Raw genomic sequence first — 24,092 nt, 5'->3', positions numbered from 1 at the left:
GGCGTTATGCCGTGTTGTTTCTTAGTGATCTTCTGTGCTTTTTACTAAATTGCGATCTTGTTGATAAATATCATAGATTAAGAAACTAAAACCATAGTACAAGACCATGATTACAACTGACTTTGTCATGATAAATAAAGCGCCTAGCCCGATACCAACTAACAGCGTCTGGACACTCAAACGGTCACGCTGAAAAGCTAGCTGTGATAGGAAATAACCAATACCAATTAAAATAGCCAACACCCATGTATTTTGAATGGCTAATACATAGTGACTATATAAATAAAAGCTAGGAAAATAGACGGTGCTTTCTACGAAGCTGGAAATACCGCTGTATGCAAGCCACCACTTTTGCTCTCTTTCTGTTTTAGGAACGGTTGCCTCAATTGACGTGGGCATCTCCTGTTCCACAAAAACCGTTTCTCCATGATCTTTCATCCATTGGATCATAATGGAAATAATAATAAAACCGGCAAAGATTAAAAGCAGCAGATATTCAATCCACGCTGGATACGGAGCCGTCCGGTGAATCGTATCTAGATATACTCCCTGCAATCCTAACATAGAAAGTGGAACCGCATGGTATACCATCACCGCAATATAAAATAGTAAAATTAGCACATAAAAAAAGAACTGTTCTTTGTAGTAGCGAATTTTTTTGCCTTCTGAAGCAATTCGCTTAACAGTCACGCTCTCCAAGTACGGACGAATAATGCTTATGATAATAATAAGACACGTAAATACAATCATATAGTTATGTAATCACCTTTTCAACTTCATTATGTAACATTTTTTTCCATCCGCGAGAACAGGTGGTTAACAGCCTCTGTCCTTTCTTATAGTACCAAAAAACTAAACTTTTTGACAATCCTGATTTATCAATTAGGAAGATGAAATAAGCGTAGCTACATTAATACCGCTAATTGTGACCATAGGAGATCCCCCGCCTGGGTGAGTCGTTCCTCCTACAAAATATAAGTTTTTAACATCTTTTGAGACGTTGCTTGGACGAAGAAAACTATCCATTTTCCGATTTGAACTCACTCCATACAAAGCGCCTTTAAATGCACCAAAGGTTTGTTCAATTTCACATGGAGTAACAATTCGTTCATGTACAAGCGAGGGCTCAATATCTAAACCAAACTGAGAAAGCTTGCGATAGACAACCTCTCTGTAAGCTTTCATTTTTTCTTGATTCTCTTCTTTTACAGCAGGGGCATTCACTAAAATAAATAAATTATCACCCGGAGCTACCGTGTTATCGGTATACGAAGAATTACAAACGTAAATGGTAGGGTCGGTTGGAAGCGTTTTTTGCTGAAATAGTTCATAGAATTCCTGCTTGTAATCCTGAGAAAAGTACACTTGATGATGAATCAGCTGAGAAAAGCGCTTTTTAACTGCTGCCATAATTACATAGGCTGATATGGAAGGCTCAAACTCAGCTGCTTTTTTGTTTTTAAAATGAGGTCTATCCTGCTCTTTTACGAGTGCCGGATAGGCTTTTAGCAAGTCCCCGTTTACAATAACGATATCCGCGTCTATCTTTTCTTCTCCATTCACTTCCACTCCGACAGCCCGCTTATTTTTTACTACTATTTCAGTCACGCTGCAGTTTGTGTACAGCTTTCCGCCGGCTTTTTGGAACACATGCCCCAGCCCTTTTGCAATTCTAGTATTTCCTCCTTTTACATAGTACACCCCGTCATTCATTTCTAAGTGTCCAATCAGTGAAAAGGTAGCGGGCGATGTATAAGGTGAAGATCCAATATAGGTTGCGTATCGATTAAATGCATTTCGAATGTTTTCATTTCGAAAAAAGCGCTGATGAAACGTATCTATTGTTTCAAACGGCCTTACTTGCAGCAGTGCTTTTAATAGAGAAGGGTTTGTGTAATCTTTCCATGACGAAAATGTCCGGTAGAAAAATTGACTTTTTGCAATGTCATATATTCTTTTTACTTCTTTTAAATAGGCCGGGTATTGTTTAGCAGCAAAGGGGTCGAGACGTTCAAGCTGCTCAATCATTTTTCGTTCGTCGATAGACATGGAAAATTGTGAACCGTCGGTGAAGAAATTATTTGTATGATTCGTTAGTTTAACAAGAGGCATATAGTCTTCTGCACGTTCGCCCGCTTGCTCAAATAACCACTGAAAAACTTCTGGCATTGTAATGGTATTAGGCCCGAAATCAAAAGAATATTCTCCTAGCTGCACAGGCATCATTTTTCCGCCTACGTGCTCGTTTTTTTCAACGATTGTGACATCGAACCCTTTTGTTTGAAGAAGAACTCCTGCAGCTAATCCGCCTAATCCTGCCCCGACAATTAGTATTTTTTTCATTGATAATGCCTTCCTTTCCATTCATATCCCTGCTTTTTTCGTTCACGCTTCATAGAATGGTTCATGAGCAGCATCAGCACAATTGCCGACGCCGGCATAGTAAGAAACAAAAGCCCTTTTTGCTGAGCCGACCGGTCAATTAAAAACCGCTGAAAAAGCATAATGCAAAAAGGAAGAATCCAAAGTATGTTGCCTGTAAGAATTCCTGCTATAAACAAAGGAAACGGCAGCACATAGTAACAGGTAAAAAAAACGCTCAGTATCCAAACTGCTTTAGCGGATCGGCCTAGACCAACAAAGATATTTTTAGCAAACCCATTCCATACTTCTTCAGTTGTTTCATACATATAACAGCTAACGTGAGACGTAATATTGGCTAAAATAACGCGCTGTTTCTTTTTCTTAAAAAGCTGAGCTAGATGCACATCTTCTACTAGTGAAGTTTTAACAGCTTCATGTCCTCCTGCGATCTCATAAGCTTCTTTTTTTATAAACATAAAAGCACCGTGAGCTGCTGAAGCTTTGCTCACCTTGTTACGGTTCGCTACCACAACCGGTAAATAGCTAAAAACAACCACATGCTGAAGCGGAACAACCAATGCTTCTAACCACGTTTTTACGGGAAAACGTGGAAATCCTGTTAAAAGAGCTGCTTTTGTCGCTTGTGCGGTGGCTAAAGTATGTTCTAGCGTGCGTTCTTTGAGCTGTACATCGGCATCTACAAACAATAAATAGTCTCCATTTGCAGCTTGTGACAGCTGGTGACAGGCATGAACTTTTCCTACCCACCCTTCTTTCAGCTCTTTTCCTTCTATGATGGTAAACCTTGAATCCCCTTGAATTTCTTTCCACAGCTGTGTTCGTGTTTCATCTGTGGACTGATCGTCTAGTATGACACATTCTAGATTGCTGTACGTTAATCCTTTAACAGAAGAAATGATTCGCTTTACATTTCGTTCTTCGTTTCGCATTGGAATCAAAATAGAAATGAGAGGCTGAGGTGTTTTTGAATTCAACTTGTATCTATTTAATTTAGGCATTGCTTGAATATTTACAATGGTTAGAAGCAGCATCAAAATAAATAAAAGCATATAGTAAATCATTCTTTCACCTTCGCTTTCCACCACGTTAACCACTCGCTAAGCGTCTTTCGTCCTTTTAATAAAGTCGTAAATTCCTCATCGTTTTCTTGAATGATGTTTTGTTTTTGATGATCGAGCTGAGCAGTGACTGCAGCGGCTAGCGTTTTGGTTATATCTTCTCTTGCATTGGCTAAGTCGTAAAAAACAGCTTGCCCTACCCAGATAAAAAGCTCCGGTCGCTGATCATGGCGAAACGTATAATAATATGTAATGGGAATAACTTCAACGTCAGATTGCTTTTTTAGAAGAAAAGCAGGTCCTTCAGAAAAAGCTAACGGTCTTTTCTCAAGATGCTCTTCTTTTCCTTGAGGAAAAACAAGCACCGCTTTTTTATCTTCTAACAGCCTACTGGCAAACCTTAACGATTCCACCGTATGCTTCGGAGACGCTGCATTTACTGAAAAAGCCCCAATTCGTTGAAAAAAAGGAAAATCCTTCATTCCTTGTTCAGACATCATAGCGTATAGATCTGTTTTCAATACCGCGTTATTTAAATAAAATGTCACTAAACCGTCCCACCAGCTGGAATGATTAGCAATTAATAACATTTTTTTATCTTTTGGGAGCTCTTCTATATGTAAATGAATACGATAAAACTGTTTTTTGAGCTGATATGTGACAAACAGTTGAAAAAAGCGCTCAAATATTGAGTTTTTCTTCGGATAAATCATAAGCGAGTCTCCTTTTTATACACAATATAAAGAATAAGAAAAGGAATCATCGTCAGCCATACCACAAGCCACAGGCCATTTACTAATGCTACAATTACAAACATCATGACGACTGCACTATACAAAAACACCATTCTTCTTTCCCATACCGGCTCTTCTTCTTTAGGAACCTTAGCTAAAAAGAAATATACGACCAGCTGAATGAAGAAAGACAGTAAAAACCAGCCGGAGAAATTGGATAAAGGAATATTATAATAAAAGCTGTCCCCTTCCCACACCCAATATTGTTTAACAACATAGGCAACGGGATCAATAGCCAAATCCATAATAACAGCAAATAGCGAACTAATGACCGCATAGGCAATTCCATGGACAATAAACGGCAGCTCCATGCGCTTCATAATTCCGAGAGCTAATATTCTGCTTGTGATTACGACCATAAACCAAGCCGATCCAATGGTCAGAGGAACTCCTAAGATTTTAGCGCCAAAATCTTTTTCATAATCGTAGGATCCAAACAAAAACCCATGTTTAACACCTAGACTTTCGACATAAATAGATGCGCCTGTCACAAATACGGCAACGACCAGTGCCCGCCTTACTCCATAGGCTTTAGCTAGATAAATAAGAGCAAGAAGACTGCTCAAGTGTAAAAAAACAGCATTTGCCCATTCTAACCATGAAGGCAGCAAATCAAATGAAAGCAAAACGACTCCGCATACGTACCAAATAAGAAAAAAACGATAAATACCATTTGTGATCATCGATTCACCTTCTCTCCAGCTTCTTTTTATCAAATTGCTATTATATAAGCTTGTACACCTTCTCTCCATTTTCAATGTGCTCTTTTCTATGAGTAGAACACACTCTCTTAAGATTATGTGAAAATAGCCACTGTTAGTACGTTCCCTAAACAAGAGACTTTATTACTTATTTATAAACAAAAATAAAATAAACGTCCATTAAAATCTACGGATGTATAGATTGAAATGACGTTTATTTTTTCTTATGTATATACACTTCTAATAGCTTTTTGGCAATGAGTCCAATAACCAGTCCCGGTACAACAGACAGCATAGGGAGCCAAATTGGGCCTATAAAAACACCGTTGATGGTTGTCACTGAGGAATACATAATGCCTACTGTAACAAAATAAGCACAGGAGACAAAAGGAATAAATGTAAATCTCGATGCGCCGTTTTCTGCTTCTTTAACAGCATCCCAAATTGCAAAAAAATATAAACATGGATAAAACATTAACCACTGCATGTTCATTACCTCGAGGGATTGCTTTGTTTCCCCCAAAAAGCTTAAGCGAATGCCTTCATTAAAATTTGCGCCCATATTAATGAGAAATTCAAGTACAATAAACAAAATTCCTTTTATATGTTTTTTGTTTAGTAATTGTCCAAAGCCTGGCAACGCAATGCTCCATAAAAGAGCTTCTAGTCTAGTCACGTTCTATCCCAACATTTTGACGTATAAAAGAACTCCACAGCATGATATCAGTAGAAATTTTGTCCATAGTTATCAACCTCACAATAATTTACTTATAGTTTTTGTAAATGTAAAATTTTTATACTACATCTCCTTTAATATTTGTAACTTATTGTAAATTGATAAATGTTTTAGCTATTCAACCAGACATTTTCGTTTAGAATTTTCTGTTTATTAAAACAAAAGCGTGCGATATACTAGTTTTATACGTACGAAAGGATGAGAAAGCTGACATGGAAACAAGTTTTTTTTCAATTTTAATACTAGGATTTTTTTTAGGAATCAAGCATGCTCTAGAACCAGATCACATTATCGCTGTATCAACCATTGCTTCAAAAAGTAAAAAGCTGTGGCGCTCTTCGCTTGCAGGAGTATACTGGGGGATTGGTCATACGCTTACGCTGTTTATTTTTGGCATGATTTTAATAGTGTTAAAAAGCAGTATTTCTGAACGTATGAGCATGTCACTTGAATTTTTAGTGGGCATTATGCTCGTTTATCTCGGTTTTACATCGTTTCTGTCTTACAAAAAACAAGTGCATACGCATCACGAAAAAACGTCTTACTTAAAGTCATTAGGCATTGGCTTTGTTCATGGACTGGCCGGAAGCGCAGCGATGGTTGTAGTAACGATGAGCACCGTTACTCACGTATGGCAAGGTGCGCTGTACATTATCATTTTTGGAATCGGCACTTGTCTTGGCATGCTGTTATTTACGACGGTTATTGGAATTCCATTCGTTACAACTAAAAAGCAAGTGACGTTAAACCGCTGTTTGATGCAGGTAACAGGTGCTGTCAGCATTATATTTGGCCTCTATTATATGTATAATTTAGGTGTAAGCGACGGATTATTTAGTCTGTGGTTCTAACAGAGAATAAAACATAATGAAAATAATTCAATCTAAAGACGAATAAGTAGGATAAATGATTTGGACTGCTTGTTCCACAGCTGTTGATTTCTGTGCAAGACTTCGCTTTGTCCTCTAATCAACGGCTAGAACGAACTACATACGGGAAACCTACGTTCACCCTACCAATAAAAAATCCGAACGAATTTGATTCTCTATCAAGAGTTCAGCTCGTTCGGATTTTTCTTTAACTACTATACTTTTGTACAGGCACTTTAATACTTACGCAAAAGTGATACTTCAGCTTTTAATAACTCCTGCCGGAACAATCCGTATACTTTGACGATTATCTCTTCCACTTCTTGTGTACTAGCAGCTAGTATTCGAATAGCACATCCGGAAATCGGAAGTGCGGAAGCTCCTGCTTTACAGCCTGCCTCTTCGCACAGCTGATGTACTTTCGCTATAAATGCGTCGTCGGCGTTTGGATGAACAATAATAATCGATCCAAAATGAGTATACCCTTCCATTTTCATCATGCCGCGCAGATGGTTTTCTGGCTTCAAGTATAAGTGATCGTATACCTTCAGCTGCTCGTTTACATACAGTTTCAGCTTGGAACGCATAGAGGTATATTGAAACAGCTGCCCATCCGGCGACCACCCCGGGGTGATGCTGTCACACATAAACAAAGCAGCGTTTTCTGCCATATGAACCGTTATTTCTTGGACAAATGCAGCATTTTCATACAAAATAAGCGGGTCTGGTATATATTCCATGATGGATTGTTCTTCAAGGGTTATGCACGTTTCTTGTAAAACAGCTGCGTTCGGTGTTTTGTACACCTTTGTCGCAGATTGAGTAGTAGCAGTCAGCTGAGCATTTTTCTCGACCGTTATCATCGTTTTGTATTTGTCTCCGCTCACGTATCCCCCGCCTACGTGAAGCATATAAACAAAAGGTGATTCAAGAGTCATGTAAATAGGTCTGGCAACTTTGAAAGCCCCGTAATGATAAGTATCATTAATAACCGTTCGCTCACTGTTTCTTTCTGCACGAAGCTCTAAATAACCCGTGTAGCTCATGATTCAAGGCCGATTAAAAAGGCCTCTTTTTTGATCCATTCTATCACTTGATTGAGCCCTTTATCTTCTTTTAAATTGGTGAAAACAAAAGGCTTGTGCCCTCTCGCTTGGATTGTATCTTTTTCCATTACTTCTAAACTGGCTCCTACATATGGGGCTAAATCTGTTTTGTTGATAATGAATAAATCAGATTTAATCATTCCTTGACCGCCTTTACGCGGGATTTTTTCTCCTTGTGCTACATCGATGATATAAATTGAAAAATCAACGAGCTCTGGGCTAAACGTTGCGGCTAAATTATCTCCTCCGCTTTCTACAAAAATAAGTTCAACATCGGGGTGACGTTCCACTAACTCATCAATTGCAGCAAAGTTCATAGATGCATCTTCCCGAATAGCCGTATGAGGACATCCTCCTGTTTCTACTCCGACGATACGATTTTCTGGCAAGATACTGTTTTTTACTAGAAATTGCGCATCTTCTTTTGTATAAATATCGTTTGTAACGACCGCCATGCTTAGCTGCCCTTCTAGCGCACGCGTTAATCGTTCTACTAACATTGTTTTCCCTGCACCAACAGGGCCACCAATTCCAATTTTAATTGCATCCATTTTTTACGCCTTCATCGTTAGAAGGCCTTCCCTCCTTTTTTATGACATGAACAATCGAACATGCAATTGTTCATGCTGCATTTGAGCAATTTCTAACCCTGGTGTCACGGCACCAAATTCCTCTTGATCTGCTTGCAAAATATGCTGAAGCGCTTGCTGCAGCAGCGGCTGAAAAAGAACGAGCGTTTTTTGCCCATCGGTTTGGCCGATTGGTATGCCGCGAACAGCATTTTGAATTAATGAAGAGATGCTAGCGTACAAATGACTTAAAATTGCCTCTTCTTTTGTAATGTTTAACTGCAGGCTGGCTAATGCAAATACAACAGCAGGATGTCCGTACGCCTTCTTTGCTTTTACTTCACTCATATACTTTTCTAAATAAGAGCCTTGAAATAACTCTAAGCAAAGCTTTAACATGCGCTGGCCCACCCGTCTTGTACCTTCTCTTGTTTCTTTCGACAAAGCAAGAGCGTATAGTTCATGATCAATTCTCATAATTTCGTTAAACTGGTCACGAACAGCATACTCATAAGCCAGCCTGCATGCTAAGCCGTCCGTATACGTCAGCTGAACATCAAGGTATGTACGAAGCGCTTCTTGAAAGGTTTCTGTGTCGTAAATTTGATTTCGCTGAATATACGTTTCAAAACCAAACGAATGCGAAAATGCACCCGATGGGAAATTTGAATCACATAGTTGAATCAGCGAAAGCAATGAATTAGTCATGACTATGTCCGATATGCTTAAAAGCTTGTTTTACTTTTCTTTTTTCGCGCTTATAGGGAATGTTGAGCTGCTGAAGCAATTCTTCGACTAAATAATCGTACTGTACAAGCATGTCTCCACTTTCAAACTGCGCCGGCAAATGGCGGTTCCCAAGCTGATGAGCAATTTCTCCCATCTGCTGAATATCAATCGGCTGAATGGTCAAAATATCGTCTGCCAGAACTTGCACAACAATCATATTGCTTTCATCCATAAATAGTACATCGCCATCAACTAACTCGCGGTTTTCTTTCAGACGAATTCCGAGTTCCTTACCGTGATCTGTTACAACGCGCTGAACGCGTTTTACTAAGTGATCACTTTCGATATATACCTTTTCTATATGCGGAGCTCGTTTTTCTAATGTTGCTATATTTCCGATAATTTTTTCGATTACCATTTTTTCACCTCAAAATAAAAAGTATCGCTGCGCCATAGGCACAACTTCTGCCGCTTCACATGTAATCATTTGTCCATCTATTTTTACTTCGTACGTTTGGGAATCAACTTCAATCTTAGGCATTTCTCCATTTAACTTCATATCTGTTTTTTTTAACTGACGAATATCTTTTACTGGTTTAAGCAGCTTTTGTAACCCTAGTTTTTCGCCCACTTTGTTCTCATACGCTGCTTTTGACACAAACGTAACGGAGGTTTTAGCTCTTGCTTTTCCATAAGAAGCAAACATCGGACGATATAAGACCGGCTGTGGGGTTGGAATTGAAGCGTTAGGGTCTCCCATTAAGCTGTGAGCAATTAAACCGCCTTTTACAATCAAGTCAGGCTTTATTCCAAAAAACGCTGGCTCCCATAGGACTAAGTCAGCTATTTTCCCTGTTTCTACTGATCCTACGTATTCGGAAATTCCATGAGCGATAGCTGGATTAATCGTATATTTAGCTACATAGCGTTTGACACGTGCGTTATCGCCGACTTCGCTGTCACCATCAATTTTTCCTCGCTGCTTTTTCATCTTATCAGCTGTTTGCCACGTTCGTGTAATCACTTCTCCTACACGTCCCATTGCTTGAGAATCTGAAGAAATCATACTGAATACACCTAAATCGTGTAAAATATCTTCAGCTGCAATCGTTTCTTTGCGAATGCGGGAATCAGCAAAAGCGATGTCTTCTGGTACAGCAGGATCAAGATGATGACATACCATGAGCATATCTAAATGCTCTTCAAGCGTGTTGACCGTATAGGGTCTTGTTGGATTAGTTGATGATGGAAGCACGTTTGGAAAGCTTGCCATTTCCATAATATCAGGTGCATGCCCGCCTCCAGCTCCTTCAGTATGGTAGGTATGAATGACTCGATCACCAATTGCTGCAATCGTATCTTCAACAAAGCCGCCTTCATTTAAAGTATCTGTATGAATCGCAATTTGAACATCGTACTCGTCTGCTACTTGCAGGCTTGTGTCGATGGCAGATGCCGTGGTTCCCCAGTCTTCGTGAAGCTTTAGTCCAATTGCTCCTGCTTTAATTTGTTCAATTAAAGGCTCTTTCGCACTTGCATTTCCTTTTCCTAAAAAGCCAATATTCATCGGAAATGCTTCAGCGGCTTCAAGCATTCGTTCGATATGCCACGCTCCGGGTGTACAAGTGGTAGCCTTTGTTCCTGTAGCAGGTCCTGTTCCTCCTCCAATCATCGTTGTCACGCCAGAGGCAAGGGCGGTTTCAATTTGCTGCGGACAAATGAAATGAATATGCGCATCAATACCGCCGGCGGTTACAATTTTCCCTTCAGCTGCAATTACTTCCGTACTCGCACCAATGATGATGTCTACTTCATCCATCAACAGCGGATTACCCGCTTTTCCAATAGTTTGAATGAGTCCATCTTTTATTCCAATATCTGCTTTATATATGCCTGTATAATCAACGATAATGGCATTTGTCAACACTAAGTCCGCTGCTTCACTTCGCGTTGCAAGAGGGTGCTGCCCCATTCCGTCACGAAGCACTTTTCCTCCGCCAAACTTCACTTCATCTCCGTAGGTTGTGAAATCTTTTTCAATTTCAATAAATAGCTCTGTGTCTGCTAAACGAACAGCATCTCCAACGGTTGGTCCAAACATATCTGCATACTGACGTCGCGACATTTGAAAACTCATCTTATACATCTTCCTTTCTATCAGAAAGCGATCTGTTTGTTTTATTGTTCAGACCGTAAATTTCTCTTGTTCCGGAGAAAGCAACCAGCTCTACTTCTTTTGCATCACCTGGCTCAAAGCGAACGGCTGTACCGGCTGGAATATTTAAATGATAGCCAAGCGCAGCTTCGCGGGGGAATTCGAGCGCGGCATTCACTTCAAAAAAATGAAAATGTGAACCTACTTGAACGGGGCGGTCGCCTCTATTGATTACAGTCACGCTAATCGATTGCTTTCTGTTATTACATGTGATCGGTTCTTTTTTTAAGACGTATTCCCCTGGAATCATATTTTTCCCTCCTCTTAACGAATTGGATCGTGAACAGTGACGAGCTTGGTTCCGTCTGGAAAGGTAGCTTCTACTTGAATATCATGAATCATTTCCGGAATACCTTCCATTACATCTTCTCGTTTTAAAATCTTGGTACCTTCTCGCATTAGCTGTGCTACCGTCTTGCCATCGCGAGCTTTTTCCATAATTTCATATGTAATAATCGCTACTGCCTCGGGATAGTTAAGTTTTAATCCTCTTGTCTGACGGCGTCTTGCTAAGTCTGCAGCTACGACAATCATTAATTTTTCTTGTTCTCTCGACGTAAGTTTCAATGAAAGCTTCCTTTCTGCTAATCTATTTTCTTATTAACATCAAATGTGATATTTTCTAACACAAACACACAACTAATTATATTAAATTTTCTGATAAAAAACAAAGGATTTATATCTTTCGATAAAAAAAGATGAGCATATTTGCTCACCTTTTACTCTTCTGAAATCACTTGTGTTTTCCATTTCTGCAGGTGTTTCCAACCCAGACCTTCAGCTAGCTGACGTTTTGCATAGTCTACTCCTTTTTCAATAGAAGTTTCATAGCCAAATAAATAATAGCGCAAGCCGGCGTTTAATACTACTTGATTATAGACATAAGTCAGTTCGGAAGAAGATTCACCCTCCAAAATGCGCGTCACATATGCCGCTTGTTTTTCAACACTTATTTTCTTTTCAAAGTGTTCTTCTTCCACAAACAGTCCGTATTCTTTTGGATTGACAATAAACGACTCCATCTCTCCTTCTGAGATAGTAAAAACAAAGCTGCTTCTATGTACAGGTACATCTTCAGATCCTTCTATACCTTGCACCACGTATACATGTTTAAACGGGAGCGAAGCAAAAATGGGCACAATTTTGTTAATGGCCGTGCGGTGAAAAGCGCCCATCATTAAAGAAGAAGCATTTGATAAATTTAATAGTTTTTCAACCGTATTAATTAGTGTTCTTACGCCAATTTCATGACGAATTTGTTTGATGCGACTAAGAGGATAAGAGATTGTTTCAGCATTTACAAAGCCAATTTTTAATGTTTCTAACGTATGACCGATGTCTTCAATCGTTTGAGCTTGAGGGATCTGTAATGAATGAAGTACATCTTCAATCGTTGTTCCAAACTTTGGAGGAAGCGCTTCTGTACAGTGTAAAAAAGCTGGCACACCTCTTTCAGCTAATAAAATCGATACAGGAATGGTCGCAAAAAATGAATTTCTCCCTGCATAAGGGCTTGCAAAATCAATTGATTTATCTTTTAACGGCTGAGACAGCGGTATCTCTTTTGTTTTTTCACGAAAAGCATGAACGAATCCCAATAGTTCATCTGCATTTTCGGTTTTAATGCGTTCCGCAATAAAAAAAGCAGCGACCTGAGCATCCGTAGCTTGTCCAGAAGCGATTAAGCGAGCTGCTTCTTTTGCTTGTTCATACGTTAAGTCAGTTGATCCTCTTTTTCCGCGCGCTATTTCTTTGATAAATTGTTGCATATCGTACACTTCCTTTTTAACTGAATATTTGTACATTGTATCACATATTTCCTTTGTTCCTTAGATTATCTTCTATCAGGTACGCAAACTGCTAAAAAATATGAAATTAAAGGAAAAGTACTAGTTCTTTTATAACCTAATATAGTATAATCTATCTGCTATACTATTATTTGGATATTTGGGGGACTTTACAAATGAAAAAAGAGAAACTACTTGTACCATTTATAGCAGCATCCGTTTTAGTAGGAGCATCGGTGACAACGCCTGTTTTTAGCCACTCTGCTTATGCTGCTTCTTCTGTGAGCGTTTATCAAAAAGACGTTAATTCGCTAGCAGATTATTACGCACCATTTTATAAAACCGTAGAAAAAAAGCTAAAAGAAATTGAAGGAATAAAAGATGACGAAAAAGCGTTAGCGGCATATGATCAGCTTGCGGATCAAATTGACCAGTTTCTAACAAAGACTGATAAAAATCACGCGATGAATCATCTTAATTCAGAAGCTGATCAGCTTCAAGGGTATTTGTATGACAGCTTAATTGCTCTTTACAATTACATTGTAGATCTTGAAGACTATGCGTATGGAGATGTAAGTGACGCGGAATTTAATAAGATCTCTGCAAATTTTGAAAAAGAAATCAACGCATACAATACGCAATTTCAGCAAAAAGCGAAGAGCTATAAAACGAAGCGAAAAGTAACGTTTAGCGCAAATATGAGTTATTTGCTTGATGAAGATATTCAACCTTCACCAACAGCTCCATCTACACCGGCTGATAACAATGGCACCTACACGGTGAAAAAGGGAGACACGCTGACAGCAGTCGCTAAAAAGTACGGCATGACGGTAGCTGAATTAAAAAAATTAAACAATTTAAAAACAGATGCGCTAAAAGTTGGACAAGTGCTGAAAGTGAAAAGTACGAGCGCACCTGCGCCGGCTCCAGCACCCCAAACTTCTGTTAGTGCAAAACAGCAGCAAATCGTATCGTATGCCAAAACGCTAATTGGAAAGCCATATAAATATGGAGGCACGACACCAAAAGGTTTTGATGTATCAGGGTACACACAGTATGTATATAAAAACGCGGGTTCAACTATTTCTATCCCCCGTACAGTAGCAGATCAGTATAAAAGCGGAACGGACGTAAAGTAAAACAGTCTGCAGGCTGGAGATTTAGTTTTCTTTAAAAACGGCAAATCCGTTTCAGTCGTAGGAATTTACCTAGACAAACAAGAATTCATTTATGTCAGCAGCAAAGGCGTTAAAACGCAATCACTTTCAACAGCGTACTGGAAAAACAGCTATGCGGGCGCAAAGCGTATTATAAAGTAAAAAGAGGTGCCATAAGGCACCTCTTTTGTTTTACTAGCTATGTATTTCTATACTAGACTAGCAATTTTATAAAGAACTTCTTAGTTCATAACCGTGATTTTAACAGATTTTCTTCCGAACTGTTGAGCATCACCTTCAGAAGGAACGAATACATCGATTCGATTGCCTTTAATTGCTCCACCTGTATCGGCAGCTACAGCTTCACCATAGCCTTCTACATAAACTTTCGAACCTAACGGAATAACACTAGGATCAACAGCGATTACTTTTTGGTTTGGATTTGCTTTTAAATCCATTCCTGTAGCAGTTGTACCGCTACATCCAGCACAATTAGCCGTATAGGCAGTTGCTTCAACTGTCATTGATTTGCCGCTGGCTTGTTGTGACGATTCAGCAGGTTGTTGTTGTTTTTGAGCTTGTTCAGCTTGAGCTTGCTGCTGCTCTTTTTGAGCTTGTTCAGCTTGAGCTTGCTGCTGCTCTTTTTGAGCTTGTTCAGCTTGAGCTTGCTGCTGTTCTTTTTGAGCTTGTTCAGCTTGAGCTTGCTGCTGCTCTTTTTGAGCTTGTTCAGCTTGAGCTTGCTGTTGCTCTTTTTGAGCTTGTTCAGCTTGAGCTTGCTGCTGTTCTTTTTGAGCTTGTTCAGCTTGAGCTTGCTGCTGTTCTTTTTGAGCTTGTTCAGCTTGAGCTTGCTGCTGTTCTTCTTGAGTTTGTGCAGCCGGCGCTTGAGCTTGCTGAGTTTCTGGAGCAGCTTGGGCTACTGAAGGGCTTGATTGCTGAGCTTGGCCGTTTGGAGACTGAATTTTTAGTTGTTCGCCAGGATAAATTAAATCTGACTTCAGTCCGTTCCATTCTTTAATTTGATCTACCGTCACGCCGTATTGCTGACTGATGGACCATAATGTGTTTCCTTGCTGAACTTTGTGCGTCATTTCTTTTATAGTAGCTACGTTTAATTCTTGATTTGGATAAATAATATTAGATGTTAAGTTATTTGCATCTTTTAGCTCGTCTACGCTCACGCTGTGCTTTTGAGCGACTTTCCATAACGTATCACCTTTTTCTACGTGATACGTTCCGCTTGTAGAAGCAGAAGCTGCACCTACAAATCCCGCTGAAAGGATTGCTGTTGTTCCTAGAGTAAATATAAATTTTTTCATTACGAATACCTCCTTATTTACTCAATGATTGAATGATATCATCCTCACATTTCACAGCCGTTACAGAGCCATGCTACTTTTATTACAAAACTTAACAAAAAGGAACGTTTAAACGTAATATTTCTGATAATTTGGCTATATGATGAAACGTTTCTACTTTTTACTGCTTTTTATTGTTGTTTTAACCAAAATCGTTAAATTTCTCTATCATTGCTGGCTATGCCTCTTCTTTTTTATTGACCCTTTAACGGGTATATTAAGTTTTTTTCATAACAAAAAAGAGGTTGGAAATGAATCCAGTCAACTGCTAGAAGGAACTACATAAATGAAACCTATGTTCACCATAACAAAAAAAGCGAACCGCTCATCAAAGATTCTGATGAGCGGTTCGCTTTTCAATTCGGCTAAACTACTTGTGTCCCAGTCTTTTTATTTCTTATTAAATCCTTGCTTTTCAACAAATTCTTTCATATACATACGCTTAGGATTGGAAAGCATTTCAGCCATTTGACCAGTCCATGTGTCTTGGCGTTTGCCATTTGTTCGTTCGTTGTAATAAGCAGAAATTTCTTCGTTATACGTCGTTAATTCTTTTTTCGTCTGCTCATGGTTTGGCTCATATGTTTCTTCATGATACACATGTTTAAATGGTAAGCGCGGCTTTTTATCCGTCATACCCGCTGGATGTCCAACCGTTAGACCAAATAACGGGATTACATGATGAGGCAGTTTTAACAATTTGCTTACTTCTTCTAATTCGTTACGCAAACCGCCAATATAACAAGCTCCAAGTCCCATTGATTCAGCAGCAAGCGTTGCATTTTGCGCAGCAAGGGCAACGTCAATAATAGCTACCATGAACTGCTCTGTGCTTTCGAGCGCTGTCGATAAATCTTTTTTCTCCATTTCTGCAATGACATCATGACGATGAAAGTCAGCGCAAAATACAAAGAAGTGTCCATTTGTTTCTACGTAAGGCTGATTTCCTGCTAATTGGGCAAGCTTTCGCTTCGTTTCTTTATCTTTTACTCCAATAATGGAGTACGCTTGAATATAGCTTGATGTGGAAGCTGCCTGTGCGCTTTCTACAATCGTCTGAATTTGCTCTTCTGACAATGGTTTGTCTTCATATTTGCGAATAGAACGATGATTTAAAATCGTTTCAATAACTGAGTTCATATTATAATCTCCTTTTACTTCATTTAACCTTCTACAGATGTTATAACTACAGTTAGTTTATCGAATGTAAAAAGAAATAACCAATGTTCTGCTTAAAATTGATTTTGACTTGTCTCATATCGATACAGCTTAAAGTGATCTGCAAGCACGCGATCTACTTTTACTTCTAAGCTGTCTACATATTCGTCCATTCGCTTTATCAACCGGTTTCGTTTCACATCATTTTCTAAAATGTTCTTAAGCTGCTGTTCAAAGGCTTCAGCATCATTAAGCGGTATCAGCAGCTCTTTTTCTTTTAGATATTCAATGTTAATTTGTTCTTGACCGGGAAGAGATGAATGAATAAAAATAGGTAGTCTCTTATGAAGGGCCTCGCTAATTGTAACGCCTCCTGCTTTTGTGACAATGGCATCTGCTCCTTCATATAAATCATTCATTTTCTCTCTTGATTTTACATACGGGACCGCTTTAACTTTCGGGTGGTTTAGTTTCACTAGTTCTTGATACAACTTTTTATTTTTTCCACACAGCACATAATACATATACGTACAGTTTTGCGGAAGCTGCTGAAGCATTTTGCGTACATTCCCAAGGCCCGAATTTCCGCCGGCAATCAGGATATGCTTCTGTGGCATGAGATGGTCAATCCGTCTTTTTAAAAACGCTTTATGAACGGGAATGCCCGTTACATAAATAGAAGACTCTTTTACACCGTGAACGTTTTGTAGAAATGTTTTCGTATCCTGATCAGGCACGCAGTGAAGCTCGATTCCATTTTTACCCCATACGTCGCTTACTAAGAAGTCGGTGTATACGTTTATAATAGGAAGATCAATGATTCCTTTTTCTTTTAAGCCGCTTAATACACAGGAAGGAAAGCTGTGTGTGCAAACAATGACGTCGGGCTGCTCTGCATCAATTAATTTCTTCATATGATATTCGATAATCGGCCACTTTTTCACGACAAAATCATCCATCGTATGGTCGTTTTTTTTGTATACATGCCCGTAATAAAATTTTTCAAACTGCTTTGGAAAAACAGAAATCCATTTCATGTATATCGATGAAATCATTTGTTCAAGCGGTTTGCTCCAATAGCTTAAACAATCAATTTTTTGACAAATAACGTGGGAAAAACGTTCCATGATGGCATCCATAACGGCGTCTGCTACTTGGTGATGACCAGATGGCATCTGAAAAAGCGGCAAGAACAGAACCTTCCTCATTGACCATCCCTCCTCTCAAGACGTTTTCGGTTTCTTTTTCTTTTTATAAGTAAATAAATAACAAAAAAAGCTACAGCTCCCATAATGATATACGAAATATGAATCCGGTCTCCTACATAGTAACCTAGAACGAGAAAAGAAAGGACCCATACTAGACTGCCTACCACCGATAACAGCAAATAAAGCAAAAACGGATAGCGACTTATTCCTGCCATATATGGGCTAATTTGACGTAAGCCTGGAATATATAAACCAAATAAAATGGTCCATATCCCATATTTATGGTAGCTGCCGCTTGCCGCTTCAATTTTCTCTTTGGTTAACCCTACGTATTTTCCGTATTTATCAAAAAATGGGGTTCCCGCATACCTTCCTAGCCCGTAAGCAGTAAGCATTCCAGTTATAACACCTAAAAAAGCAAAAAGAGATGATTCGTATAAGTTCAGCTGATGTTTGGCAATAAACATGCCTAATAATATTAAAAATGATTCTTCAGGCGCTGGAATTCCAACGATCCCACAAAAAAGTACAAGTAAAATAACAATATAACCATAGGAATGTATATACTGAGAAATAATTGTTAAGTCCACTGCTCGCTCCTCTATTTACGATTGATTCATCAATTGCTGCATGGTTATACTTTCATACCCTTGCTGTTTTAAGTAAGGTAAAAATTCTTCTAACGCCGCAATCGTCATTTCAGGTGCTTTTTCATCTGCTCCCGGGGTATCTCCATTATCGTGTAAAACAAAAATGGCTCCATCTTCTACTTTACGCATTAGTTTTTGAACTAATGCCGTTTTCGTTGTTTTTAGTGTCCAATCCTGAAAGATTCCTGTCCAGATCACGAGGTGATATGGCTTGGCCATTAATAAACTGCTCATATTTAAATGTCCCCACGGCGGACGATAAAAAAGCGGCTTTTGATTTGTTACTTTCTCTATAACCTGTGCACATCGATGAATTTGTCTTTTTAATTGCCAAGGTGTTTGCGTCCATGCACTCACGTGACGATGATGATGTATAGCTACTTCATGTCCTTCATCAATCATCCTGTTTAAAATAGACGGGTGTTTTTCCCCTAGTTCTCCCACAATAAAAAAAGTAGCTTTCATTTCATACAGTTTGAACAAGTCCAAAACTTTTGGCGTATAAACAGGATGAGGCCCATCGTCAAATGTTATAGCTATTTTATGCTTTTTTGCCCCTTTTATTATGACTGATGAATGATAGCGACGGTAAAGGGTTTGCGAAATAATGGTATATACACATATAACCATTAGAACGAAAAGTAAAACAATAAAAAAACGAGTCATATGCTTTTAACCATCCTTTTGAATTTAAATCCTGCATTTATTATAACGGTTTACTCAGACTTTGGTTTCATTTTTTTGTGATAGAAGCCAGGAATTTTAAAATAATTTGATACTTTACCTAAAAATAGCTGTTCTACAAGGATATACCGGAAATAAAATGATATCATAAAATTTCCCTTCATTCAGTAAAAAAAGTACTTTTTACCATTTATATCTATCTTTTGTATGATAACTGTCCTTGTTTTTTGAAAATAAAAAAACTTCCCGCACGAGTGCGGGAAGTTTTGAAATTAAAATTTTGACCGATACCATTTTTCAGCTGCTTCAATTTCTGTTCGTGTTAACTGATGTCCAAATGATTCCCAATGGACCTGTACGTCCGCTCCGGCTTTTTCTAAAAGAGCAGAAAGTTCTTCCGTTTCTGATGCTGGGCAAATAGGATCGTTTGTACCTGCGCCGATAAAGATAGAGGCGTCGGTCTTAGGCACTTCAATTCCTCTTCTTGGAACCATCGGATGAAGAAGAGCCGCCCCTTTTAAAGAATTCTCATAATGAAACAGCAAACTTCCTGCAATATTGGCACCATTTGAGTAGCCTACAGCTACGATGTTGTGTCGGTCGAATGAATATGTTTCAGCCGCTTCATCTAAAAATTGATGAAGTTCTTTTGTACGTTCAATTAAATCTTCTATATCAAATATTCCTTCTTGTAAACGTCTAAAGAAACGGGGCATTCCGTTTTCTAGTACATTTCCTCTTACAGATAATACGGAGCAAGAGGAATCAATCATATCTGCAACAGGGAGCAGATCTTGTTCTGTACCTCCTGTACCATGCAACAGCAATAAAGTCGGTTTCGTCTCGTCCGTTCCTTTTTTAAAAATATGTTTCACGTATATCCACTCCTTTTAAATATCTCGAATTAAAGATAATTTTATTATAAGAACTTTCGAAGCATTTGTAAAGGAACTACTGTCAAAGAAATACCTGTATGTTTTGCTGGCAGTATCACATAATACTGAATAACTTCATATGGCCATTACTCATATTCAGCTAGGTATTTAATTCGTTTGAATTACAGCGGGTAAAGAAATATTCCACTTTTATCTAAGTGCTCCCGTCAAAAGGTGGATAATAATTAAAACTCGCCCGTCCTCCTTCGTATAAAAAGTGCCCTAGTCTGATAAATTAGTTAATTTTTTCTTTATTTCGTTACTTTCAACAGATATCAGCATTTATACCCGAGCGTACTAAATCGTATTTCTTATACGTGTTATAACAACTTTTTTCTATGAGAAACAGAACGTAAAATACCCCCTTGGTTTTTCATAAAGAGGAACAAAGCCCCGAATGGTGCTTTATACGACTTTATTTGACAAACACAAATTTATGGGTAAACTAAGTTCAGATGATTGTATTTCACTTTGTTTCAGTTTAATAAAAAAACGAAGCATCTGCGAGTAAGCAAAAAATAACTGCGTAAAGAGCTATTTATGTCAATCATCTTATACCCTAAAACTTACCTGCACTTGAATAATAGCCTTTATTAAACTTAGCGCGTCAGCTTTTAAACGTTAATACTTTATCACCCATCTCTTTGTTAAAAGATTGAATGGGTCAACAAACTTCAGCATTCTTTACATAACGACCTTGTAAAGACGAAGAATGTAGCTATGTGTGAACATGGAATTATTACTTAGTGGAGTGAACCAACATGAGGAAATTTATTTTAGCCTTTTTAGTCGTTGTTTTAATTGTAATGCTAGGAGTTACCTATGTATTAAAGCAATTTCAGCAAACGGCTGATTTATCTTACTCGAAACTGCAGTCGGTTCAAAGTACGGTAGTCTATGACAAAAATGACCGTAAGATTGACGAATTGTATAAAACCGTTCCCCGTCAAAATGTTTCGAGCAATGAAATTCCCGATTATGTAAAAATGGCGTTTGTTGCAACGGAAGACCGTCGCTTTTACAAGCATTTTGGGATTGATTTACAAGGTATTGGCCGCGCCCTTTTTAAGAACATTGTAACAATGAGTAAAGCTGAAGGCGCAAGTACCATTACACAGCAGTTAGCAAGAAACCTTTACTTATCTAGTGATAAGACCATTAAACGTAAAGTAGATGAAATGTTTCTATCACTAGGCTTAGAAAGACAATTTACAAAAGATCAAATTCTGGAATTATATTTAAATCAAATTTATTTCGGAAGCGGTGTATACGGTATTGGTGCAGCTTCTCAGATTTATTTTAATAAGCCTGTATCAGATTTAACCGTAGGCGAAGCTGCGCTTTTAGCAGGACTCCCAAAAGCGCCGAGTACGTATTCACCAAGCAATAGTACAGAAAAAGCAACAGCCCGACGAAACGTTGTATTGAAACTGATGCATGACCAAAACGTTATTAGCGATACTCAGTATCAGCAAGCGTTAAATGAACGTGTAGTCGAGCCTAGTATTCCGGTTAAAAAACCGAACTCAAATCAAGCATTTATTGATTATGTAATTAAAGAAGCTGCTCAACAATATGGCGTATCTGCTGATGACCTTTATAAGGGTGGTTATGCCATCTATACAGATTTAGATCCTAATTTACAGGAATCGATTAATAACTCTGTAGCAAATCATACGTTCCGAGATGATGCCATCAACAGTAAAGTAGAGGTTGGGATTTCAGCTGTCAACCCTAAAACAGGTGGGATTTCAGCGATGTATGGAGGACGCAGCTATGAGCGAAACGGCTTAAACCGTGCTACAAGCGGCTATCAGCTTGGTTCAGCTATTAAGCCTTTAGCCGTATATGGTCCAGCCTTAGAAACTGGAGATTATACACCAACTTCACTCTTAAGTGACGAACGACAAGACTTTGGCGGTGGATATAGCCCTAAAAACGCAGAAGGTGAATATCAAAAGCATGTGACAATGCGTGAAGCACTTACTCGTTCACTTAACGTTCCAGCTGTTTGGCTTTTAAAACAAATTGGTATTGATACAAGCGCAAAATTCATGGAAAAAGCTGGACTTCCTCTTGAAGATGACGATAAGTCAAAATTAGGGCTTGCTCTTGGAGGAACGACGACAACGTTCTCTCCCCTTCAGTTAGCACAAGGATATACAACTTTCGCTAACAAAGGCGTCATGACTAAGCCGTACGCAATTCGAAAAATTGAGATGCGCGACGGTGAAGTGAAAAAGCCAGACATTCAGACAGAGCGAGTAATGAGTGAAGAAAATGCGGATACAATGACATCCATGCTGCAAGACGTAATTGAAAAAAGCTATGGAACAGGTGTTAACGCTCGTTCTTCACGAGATGCTGCAGGTAAAACCGGTACAACCAACGACGTCAAAGATGCTTGGTTTGTCGGGTATACCGATGATGCAGTCGTTTCTATCCACGCTGGCTTTGATAATGCTAATTCTACGCAAACAACGAAATATTTATCAGGCGGCGGCGGACAAGACCCTGCTACACTGTTTAGCTCAATTATGAATAACTGGTAACCAAAAACCTCCAACTTCACTGTTGGAGGTTTTTTTTAAGATAAATGCGTTTTATGCTTAAGTGAAAAAAAGGAAACGTTAATGACTTTGCAAATCGTTACATAATGCAGAACGGTCAAAACAACCACGCCACAGTTCATCCCGATAATAATTCCCTGCATGCCAATATTTGTTTGTGATCCTAAGAAAAACATCAGGGAAAAAGAGACAATATGAGACCAAATCGTATGATAAAAAGCATCTTTTACATAGCCGAGTCCAATTAAATAAGCTTGAAGCGGGACGGCAAAGAAGTGAAAAAGAAAATACGGCCATAAAGCCTTTAGATAGTACACGGCTTCTGTAGAATGAAAAAACAAGTTAGTAAGCGGCTCAGCAAAGAAATACATCGCCACTATAGACGGAATCCCATATAAAAATGTCATTTGCATACTTTGAGTCAAAAGTCTTTGAAGCTGTTCTTCCTGATTTTTCGCATGAGCTTCAGACACAGCAGGTATGAGTGCTACTAAAAGAGAGTGAGCAAAGAAAGCCGGAAAAAAGCCGATTGACATCGCTACCCCTGTTAGCATACCAAAATGCTGCGTTGCCCCGGTTAACGTCATGCCCGATAAAACGAGCGCGTGTTTGATTAAAAACGGCTGAATAGCATTACATACCGCATTAAATAAACGCAGTCCCGTGGTCGGAAGTGAGACGCCTAACAGCTTTTTCCGAATCTCACTTGGAGAAAGCAGAGGCCTGTGCCCTCTTGATAAAACACTTAACTGAGTAACATACGTGATAAAAAAATAAAGCAAAATAACAGCTTCGGTTCCAATCAGTGTACAAATCGCAATAAACAGAGACATTTTAACATCTGTGAAAGCGAACATTTGAAAAACAACAAATAAAATAGTTAGCTGAAAGGCTTTGCGAATAAAATTAGACACAGCGATGGTCGTCATATTATTTTTACCCGTAAAATATCCACGAAGCACCGCTGAAAATGAAACAACCGGAATGAAACATAGTACAACCCATTTCAAGTAAGGATGATAGTGACTGAAAAATGGAAAGGCTGCTAATACGGCCAGTGTAATAAAAAAGATTCCCAAGCTCACAGCAGTCGCAAAAATGGTGGCATGCTTCATCATATGCTGATGTTCTTTGCGATGATGTTCAGCAAGAAATTTAGAAATAGAAATAGGCAATTCTAAGTTGGCTACGGTGGCAATAAGAAAAATGATAGGAAGAACAGTCATGTACATGCCCATGCCTTCCCTTCCTAATTCTCTAGCAAGTACCATATTTACAAGAAATTCAATTAACTCTCCTGCAAAGGCAGCACCTGCTAGAATAAACGTTCCTTTCAAAAAAGTGTTCATCTCGTTATCTCCTCTATCTCCCGTCCTTTTTCATCACTACCTCTTCTCTCTATGTATATGACAAGCCCAATACGAAT

Annotated in this window: 23 protein-coding genes and 1 pseudogene; 3 read left to right on the top strand and 21 right to left on the bottom strand. The window is 38.8% G+C overall.

The features are described 5' to 3' along the window. Positions 1-21 precede the first annotated feature (21 nt). The 6 genes from ACH0CI_RS09430 to ACH0CI_RS09405 all read right to left on the bottom strand — a co-directional run bounded on the left by ACH0CI_RS09430 (position 22) and on the right by ACH0CI_RS09405 (position 5,614). Entirely contained in the window at positions 22-750 is a 729-nt protein-coding gene (locus ACH0CI_RS09430) for a hypothetical protein (RefSeq protein ID WP_028412829.1), read from the bottom strand. A gap of 132 nt (positions 751-882) precedes the next feature. Then, positions 883-2,343, bottom strand: coding sequence for a phytoene desaturase family protein (locus tag ACH0CI_RS09425; protein ID WP_406901297.1), 1,461 nt, complete (start codon positions 2,341-2,343; stop codon positions 883-885). Next, complete coding sequence (locus ACH0CI_RS09420) at positions 2,340-3,446, bottom strand: glycosyltransferase family 2 protein (protein ID WP_406901296.1); 1,107 nt, start codon at positions 3,444-3,446, stop codon at positions 2,340-2,342. The genes ACH0CI_RS09425 and ACH0CI_RS09420 overlap by 4 nt, the downstream gene beginning before the upstream one ends. Then, complete coding sequence (locus ACH0CI_RS09415) at positions 3,443-4,156, bottom strand: lysophospholipid acyltransferase family protein (protein WP_335707023.1); 714 nt, start codon at positions 4,154-4,156, stop codon at positions 3,443-3,445. The genes ACH0CI_RS09420 and ACH0CI_RS09415 overlap by 4 nt, the downstream gene beginning before the upstream one ends. Then, positions 4,153-4,920: a carotenoid biosynthesis protein gene (locus tag ACH0CI_RS09410; protein WP_033579441.1), complete on the bottom strand. Its 768-nt coding sequence runs from the start codon at positions 4,918-4,920 to the stop codon at positions 4,153-4,155. The genes ACH0CI_RS09415 and ACH0CI_RS09410 overlap by 4 nt, the downstream gene beginning before the upstream one ends. Before the next feature lie 232 nt (positions 4,921-5,152). Beyond that, positions 5,153-5,614: a hypothetical protein gene (locus ACH0CI_RS09405; protein ID WP_033579442.1), complete on the bottom strand. Its 462-nt coding sequence runs from the start codon at positions 5,612-5,614 to the stop codon at positions 5,153-5,155. Between the two features lie 272 nt (positions 5,615-5,886). On the opposite strand from ACH0CI_RS09405, the gene ACH0CI_RS09400 reads away from it, so the two are divergent. Then, positions 5,887-6,525: a HoxN/HupN/NixA family nickel/cobalt transporter gene (locus ACH0CI_RS09400; RefSeq protein ID WP_033579443.1), complete on the top strand. Its 639-nt coding sequence runs from the start codon at positions 5,887-5,889 to the stop codon at positions 6,523-6,525. A gap of 254 nt (positions 6,526-6,779) precedes the next feature. On the opposite strand, the gene ACH0CI_RS09395 is transcribed toward ACH0CI_RS09400, so the two are convergent. The 8 genes from ACH0CI_RS09395 to ACH0CI_RS09360 form a co-directional block, all read right to left on the bottom strand. After that, entirely contained in the window at positions 6,780-7,589 is an 810-nt protein-coding gene (locus tag ACH0CI_RS09395; protein ID WP_406901294.1) for an urease accessory protein UreD, read from the bottom strand. Next, positions 7,586-8,200 (bottom strand): urease accessory protein UreG, encoded by a 615-nt coding sequence (ureG, locus tag ACH0CI_RS09390; protein ID WP_325077533.1) that lies wholly within the window; start codon positions 8,198-8,200, stop codon positions 7,586-7,588. Before ureG ends, ACH0CI_RS09395 begins: the two co-directional genes overlap by 4 nt. 39 nt (positions 8,201-8,239) lie before the next feature. Then, a complete protein-coding gene (locus ACH0CI_RS09385; protein ID WP_028412820.1) occupies positions 8,240-8,926 on the bottom strand; it encodes an urease accessory protein UreF in 687 nt (228 codons plus the stop codon). After that, positions 8,919-9,365, bottom strand: coding sequence for an urease accessory protein UreE (gene ureE / locus ACH0CI_RS09380; RefSeq protein WP_325077535.1), 447 nt, complete (start codon positions 9,363-9,365; stop codon positions 8,919-8,921). Before ureE ends, ACH0CI_RS09385 begins: the two co-directional genes overlap by 8 nt. 9 nt (positions 9,366-9,374) lie before the next feature. Then, entirely contained in the window at positions 9,375-11,084 is a 1,710-nt protein-coding gene (gene ureC, locus ACH0CI_RS09375; protein WP_406901293.1) for an urease subunit alpha, read from the bottom strand. Between the two features lies 1 nt (position 11,085). After that, the gene (locus ACH0CI_RS09370) at positions 11,086-11,412 is read right to left on the bottom strand and encodes an urease subunit beta (RefSeq protein WP_335707021.1); all 327 of its coding nucleotides are present in this window, start codon (positions 11,410-11,412) and stop codon (positions 11,086-11,088) included. A gap of 14 nt (positions 11,413-11,426) precedes the next feature. Continuing rightward, complete coding sequence (locus ACH0CI_RS09365; protein WP_335707020.1) at positions 11,427-11,729, bottom strand: urease subunit gamma; 303 nt, start codon at positions 11,727-11,729, stop codon at positions 11,427-11,429. 152 nt (positions 11,730-11,881) lie between these two features. Continuing rightward, the gene (locus ACH0CI_RS09360; protein ID WP_154992080.1) at positions 11,882-12,931 is read right to left on the bottom strand and encodes an anthranilate phosphoribosyltransferase; all 1,050 of its coding nucleotides are present in this window, start codon (positions 12,929-12,931) and stop codon (positions 11,882-11,884) included. A gap of 194 nt (positions 12,932-13,125) precedes the next feature. On the opposite strand from ACH0CI_RS09360, the pseudogene ACH0CI_RS09355 reads away from it, so the two are divergent. Continuing rightward, positions 13,126-14,268, top strand: a pseudogene (locus ACH0CI_RS09355) (C40 family peptidase). Between the two features lie 80 nt (positions 14,269-14,348). Here ACH0CI_RS09355 and ACH0CI_RS09350 read toward each other — a convergent pair. From ACH0CI_RS09350 to ACH0CI_RS09325, 6 genes are all read right to left on the bottom strand, one after another. Continuing rightward, a complete protein-coding gene (locus ACH0CI_RS09350) occupies positions 14,349-15,422 on the bottom strand; it encodes a 3D domain-containing protein (protein ID WP_406901292.1) in 1,074 nt (357 codons plus the stop codon). A 429-nt stretch (positions 15,423-15,851) separates the two neighbouring features. Next, positions 15,852-16,601: an oxygen-insensitive NADPH nitroreductase gene (nfsA, locus tag ACH0CI_RS09345; protein ID WP_028412813.1), complete on the bottom strand. Its 750-nt coding sequence runs from the start codon at positions 16,599-16,601 to the stop codon at positions 15,852-15,854. Positions 16,602-16,693: 92 nt separating this feature from the next. Then, positions 16,694-17,827 (bottom strand): MGDG synthase family glycosyltransferase, encoded by a 1,134-nt coding sequence (locus ACH0CI_RS09340; RefSeq protein WP_335707017.1) that lies wholly within the window; start codon positions 17,825-17,827, stop codon positions 16,694-16,696. After that, positions 17,824-18,417, bottom strand: coding sequence for a DedA family protein (locus ACH0CI_RS09335; RefSeq protein WP_028412811.1), 594 nt, complete (start codon positions 18,415-18,417; stop codon positions 17,824-17,826). Before ACH0CI_RS09335 ends, ACH0CI_RS09340 begins: the two co-directional genes overlap by 4 nt. Positions 18,418-18,432: 15 nt before the next feature. Further along, on the bottom strand, positions 18,433-19,143 hold the full coding sequence (locus ACH0CI_RS09330; RefSeq protein ID WP_406901291.1) for a polysaccharide deacetylase family protein: 711 nt from the start codon (positions 19,141-19,143) through the stop codon (positions 18,433-18,435). 290 nt (positions 19,144-19,433) lie between these two features. Continuing rightward, positions 19,434-20,036, bottom strand: coding sequence for an alpha/beta hydrolase (locus ACH0CI_RS09325; RefSeq protein WP_033579450.1), 603 nt, complete (start codon positions 20,034-20,036; stop codon positions 19,434-19,436). Positions 20,037-20,857: 821 nt separating this feature from the next. Between ACH0CI_RS09325 and ACH0CI_RS09320 the strand changes: the two genes are divergently transcribed. Next, positions 20,858-22,648: a transglycosylase domain-containing protein gene (locus ACH0CI_RS09320; protein ID WP_028412808.1), complete on the top strand. Its 1,791-nt coding sequence runs from the start codon at positions 20,858-20,860 to the stop codon at positions 22,646-22,648. Between the two features lie 35 nt (positions 22,649-22,683). On the opposite strand, the gene ACH0CI_RS09315 is transcribed toward ACH0CI_RS09320, so the two are convergent. Continuing rightward, complete coding sequence (locus tag ACH0CI_RS09315) at positions 22,684-24,015, bottom strand: polysaccharide biosynthesis protein (protein ID WP_013057669.1); 1,332 nt, start codon at positions 24,013-24,015, stop codon at positions 22,684-22,686. Positions 24,016-24,092: the final 77 nt, after the last annotated feature.

Origin of the sequence: Priestia sp. 179-F W1.4 NHS (genome assembly GCF_045369295.1) — a bacterium.
In the GTDB taxonomy this organism is placed as follows: Bacteria; Bacillota; Bacilli; order Bacillales; family Bacillaceae_H; genus Priestia; species Priestia zanthoxyli.
Note: the sequence above shows the minus strand (reverse complement) of the source record. Positions and strands in the feature narration are given on the sequence as shown.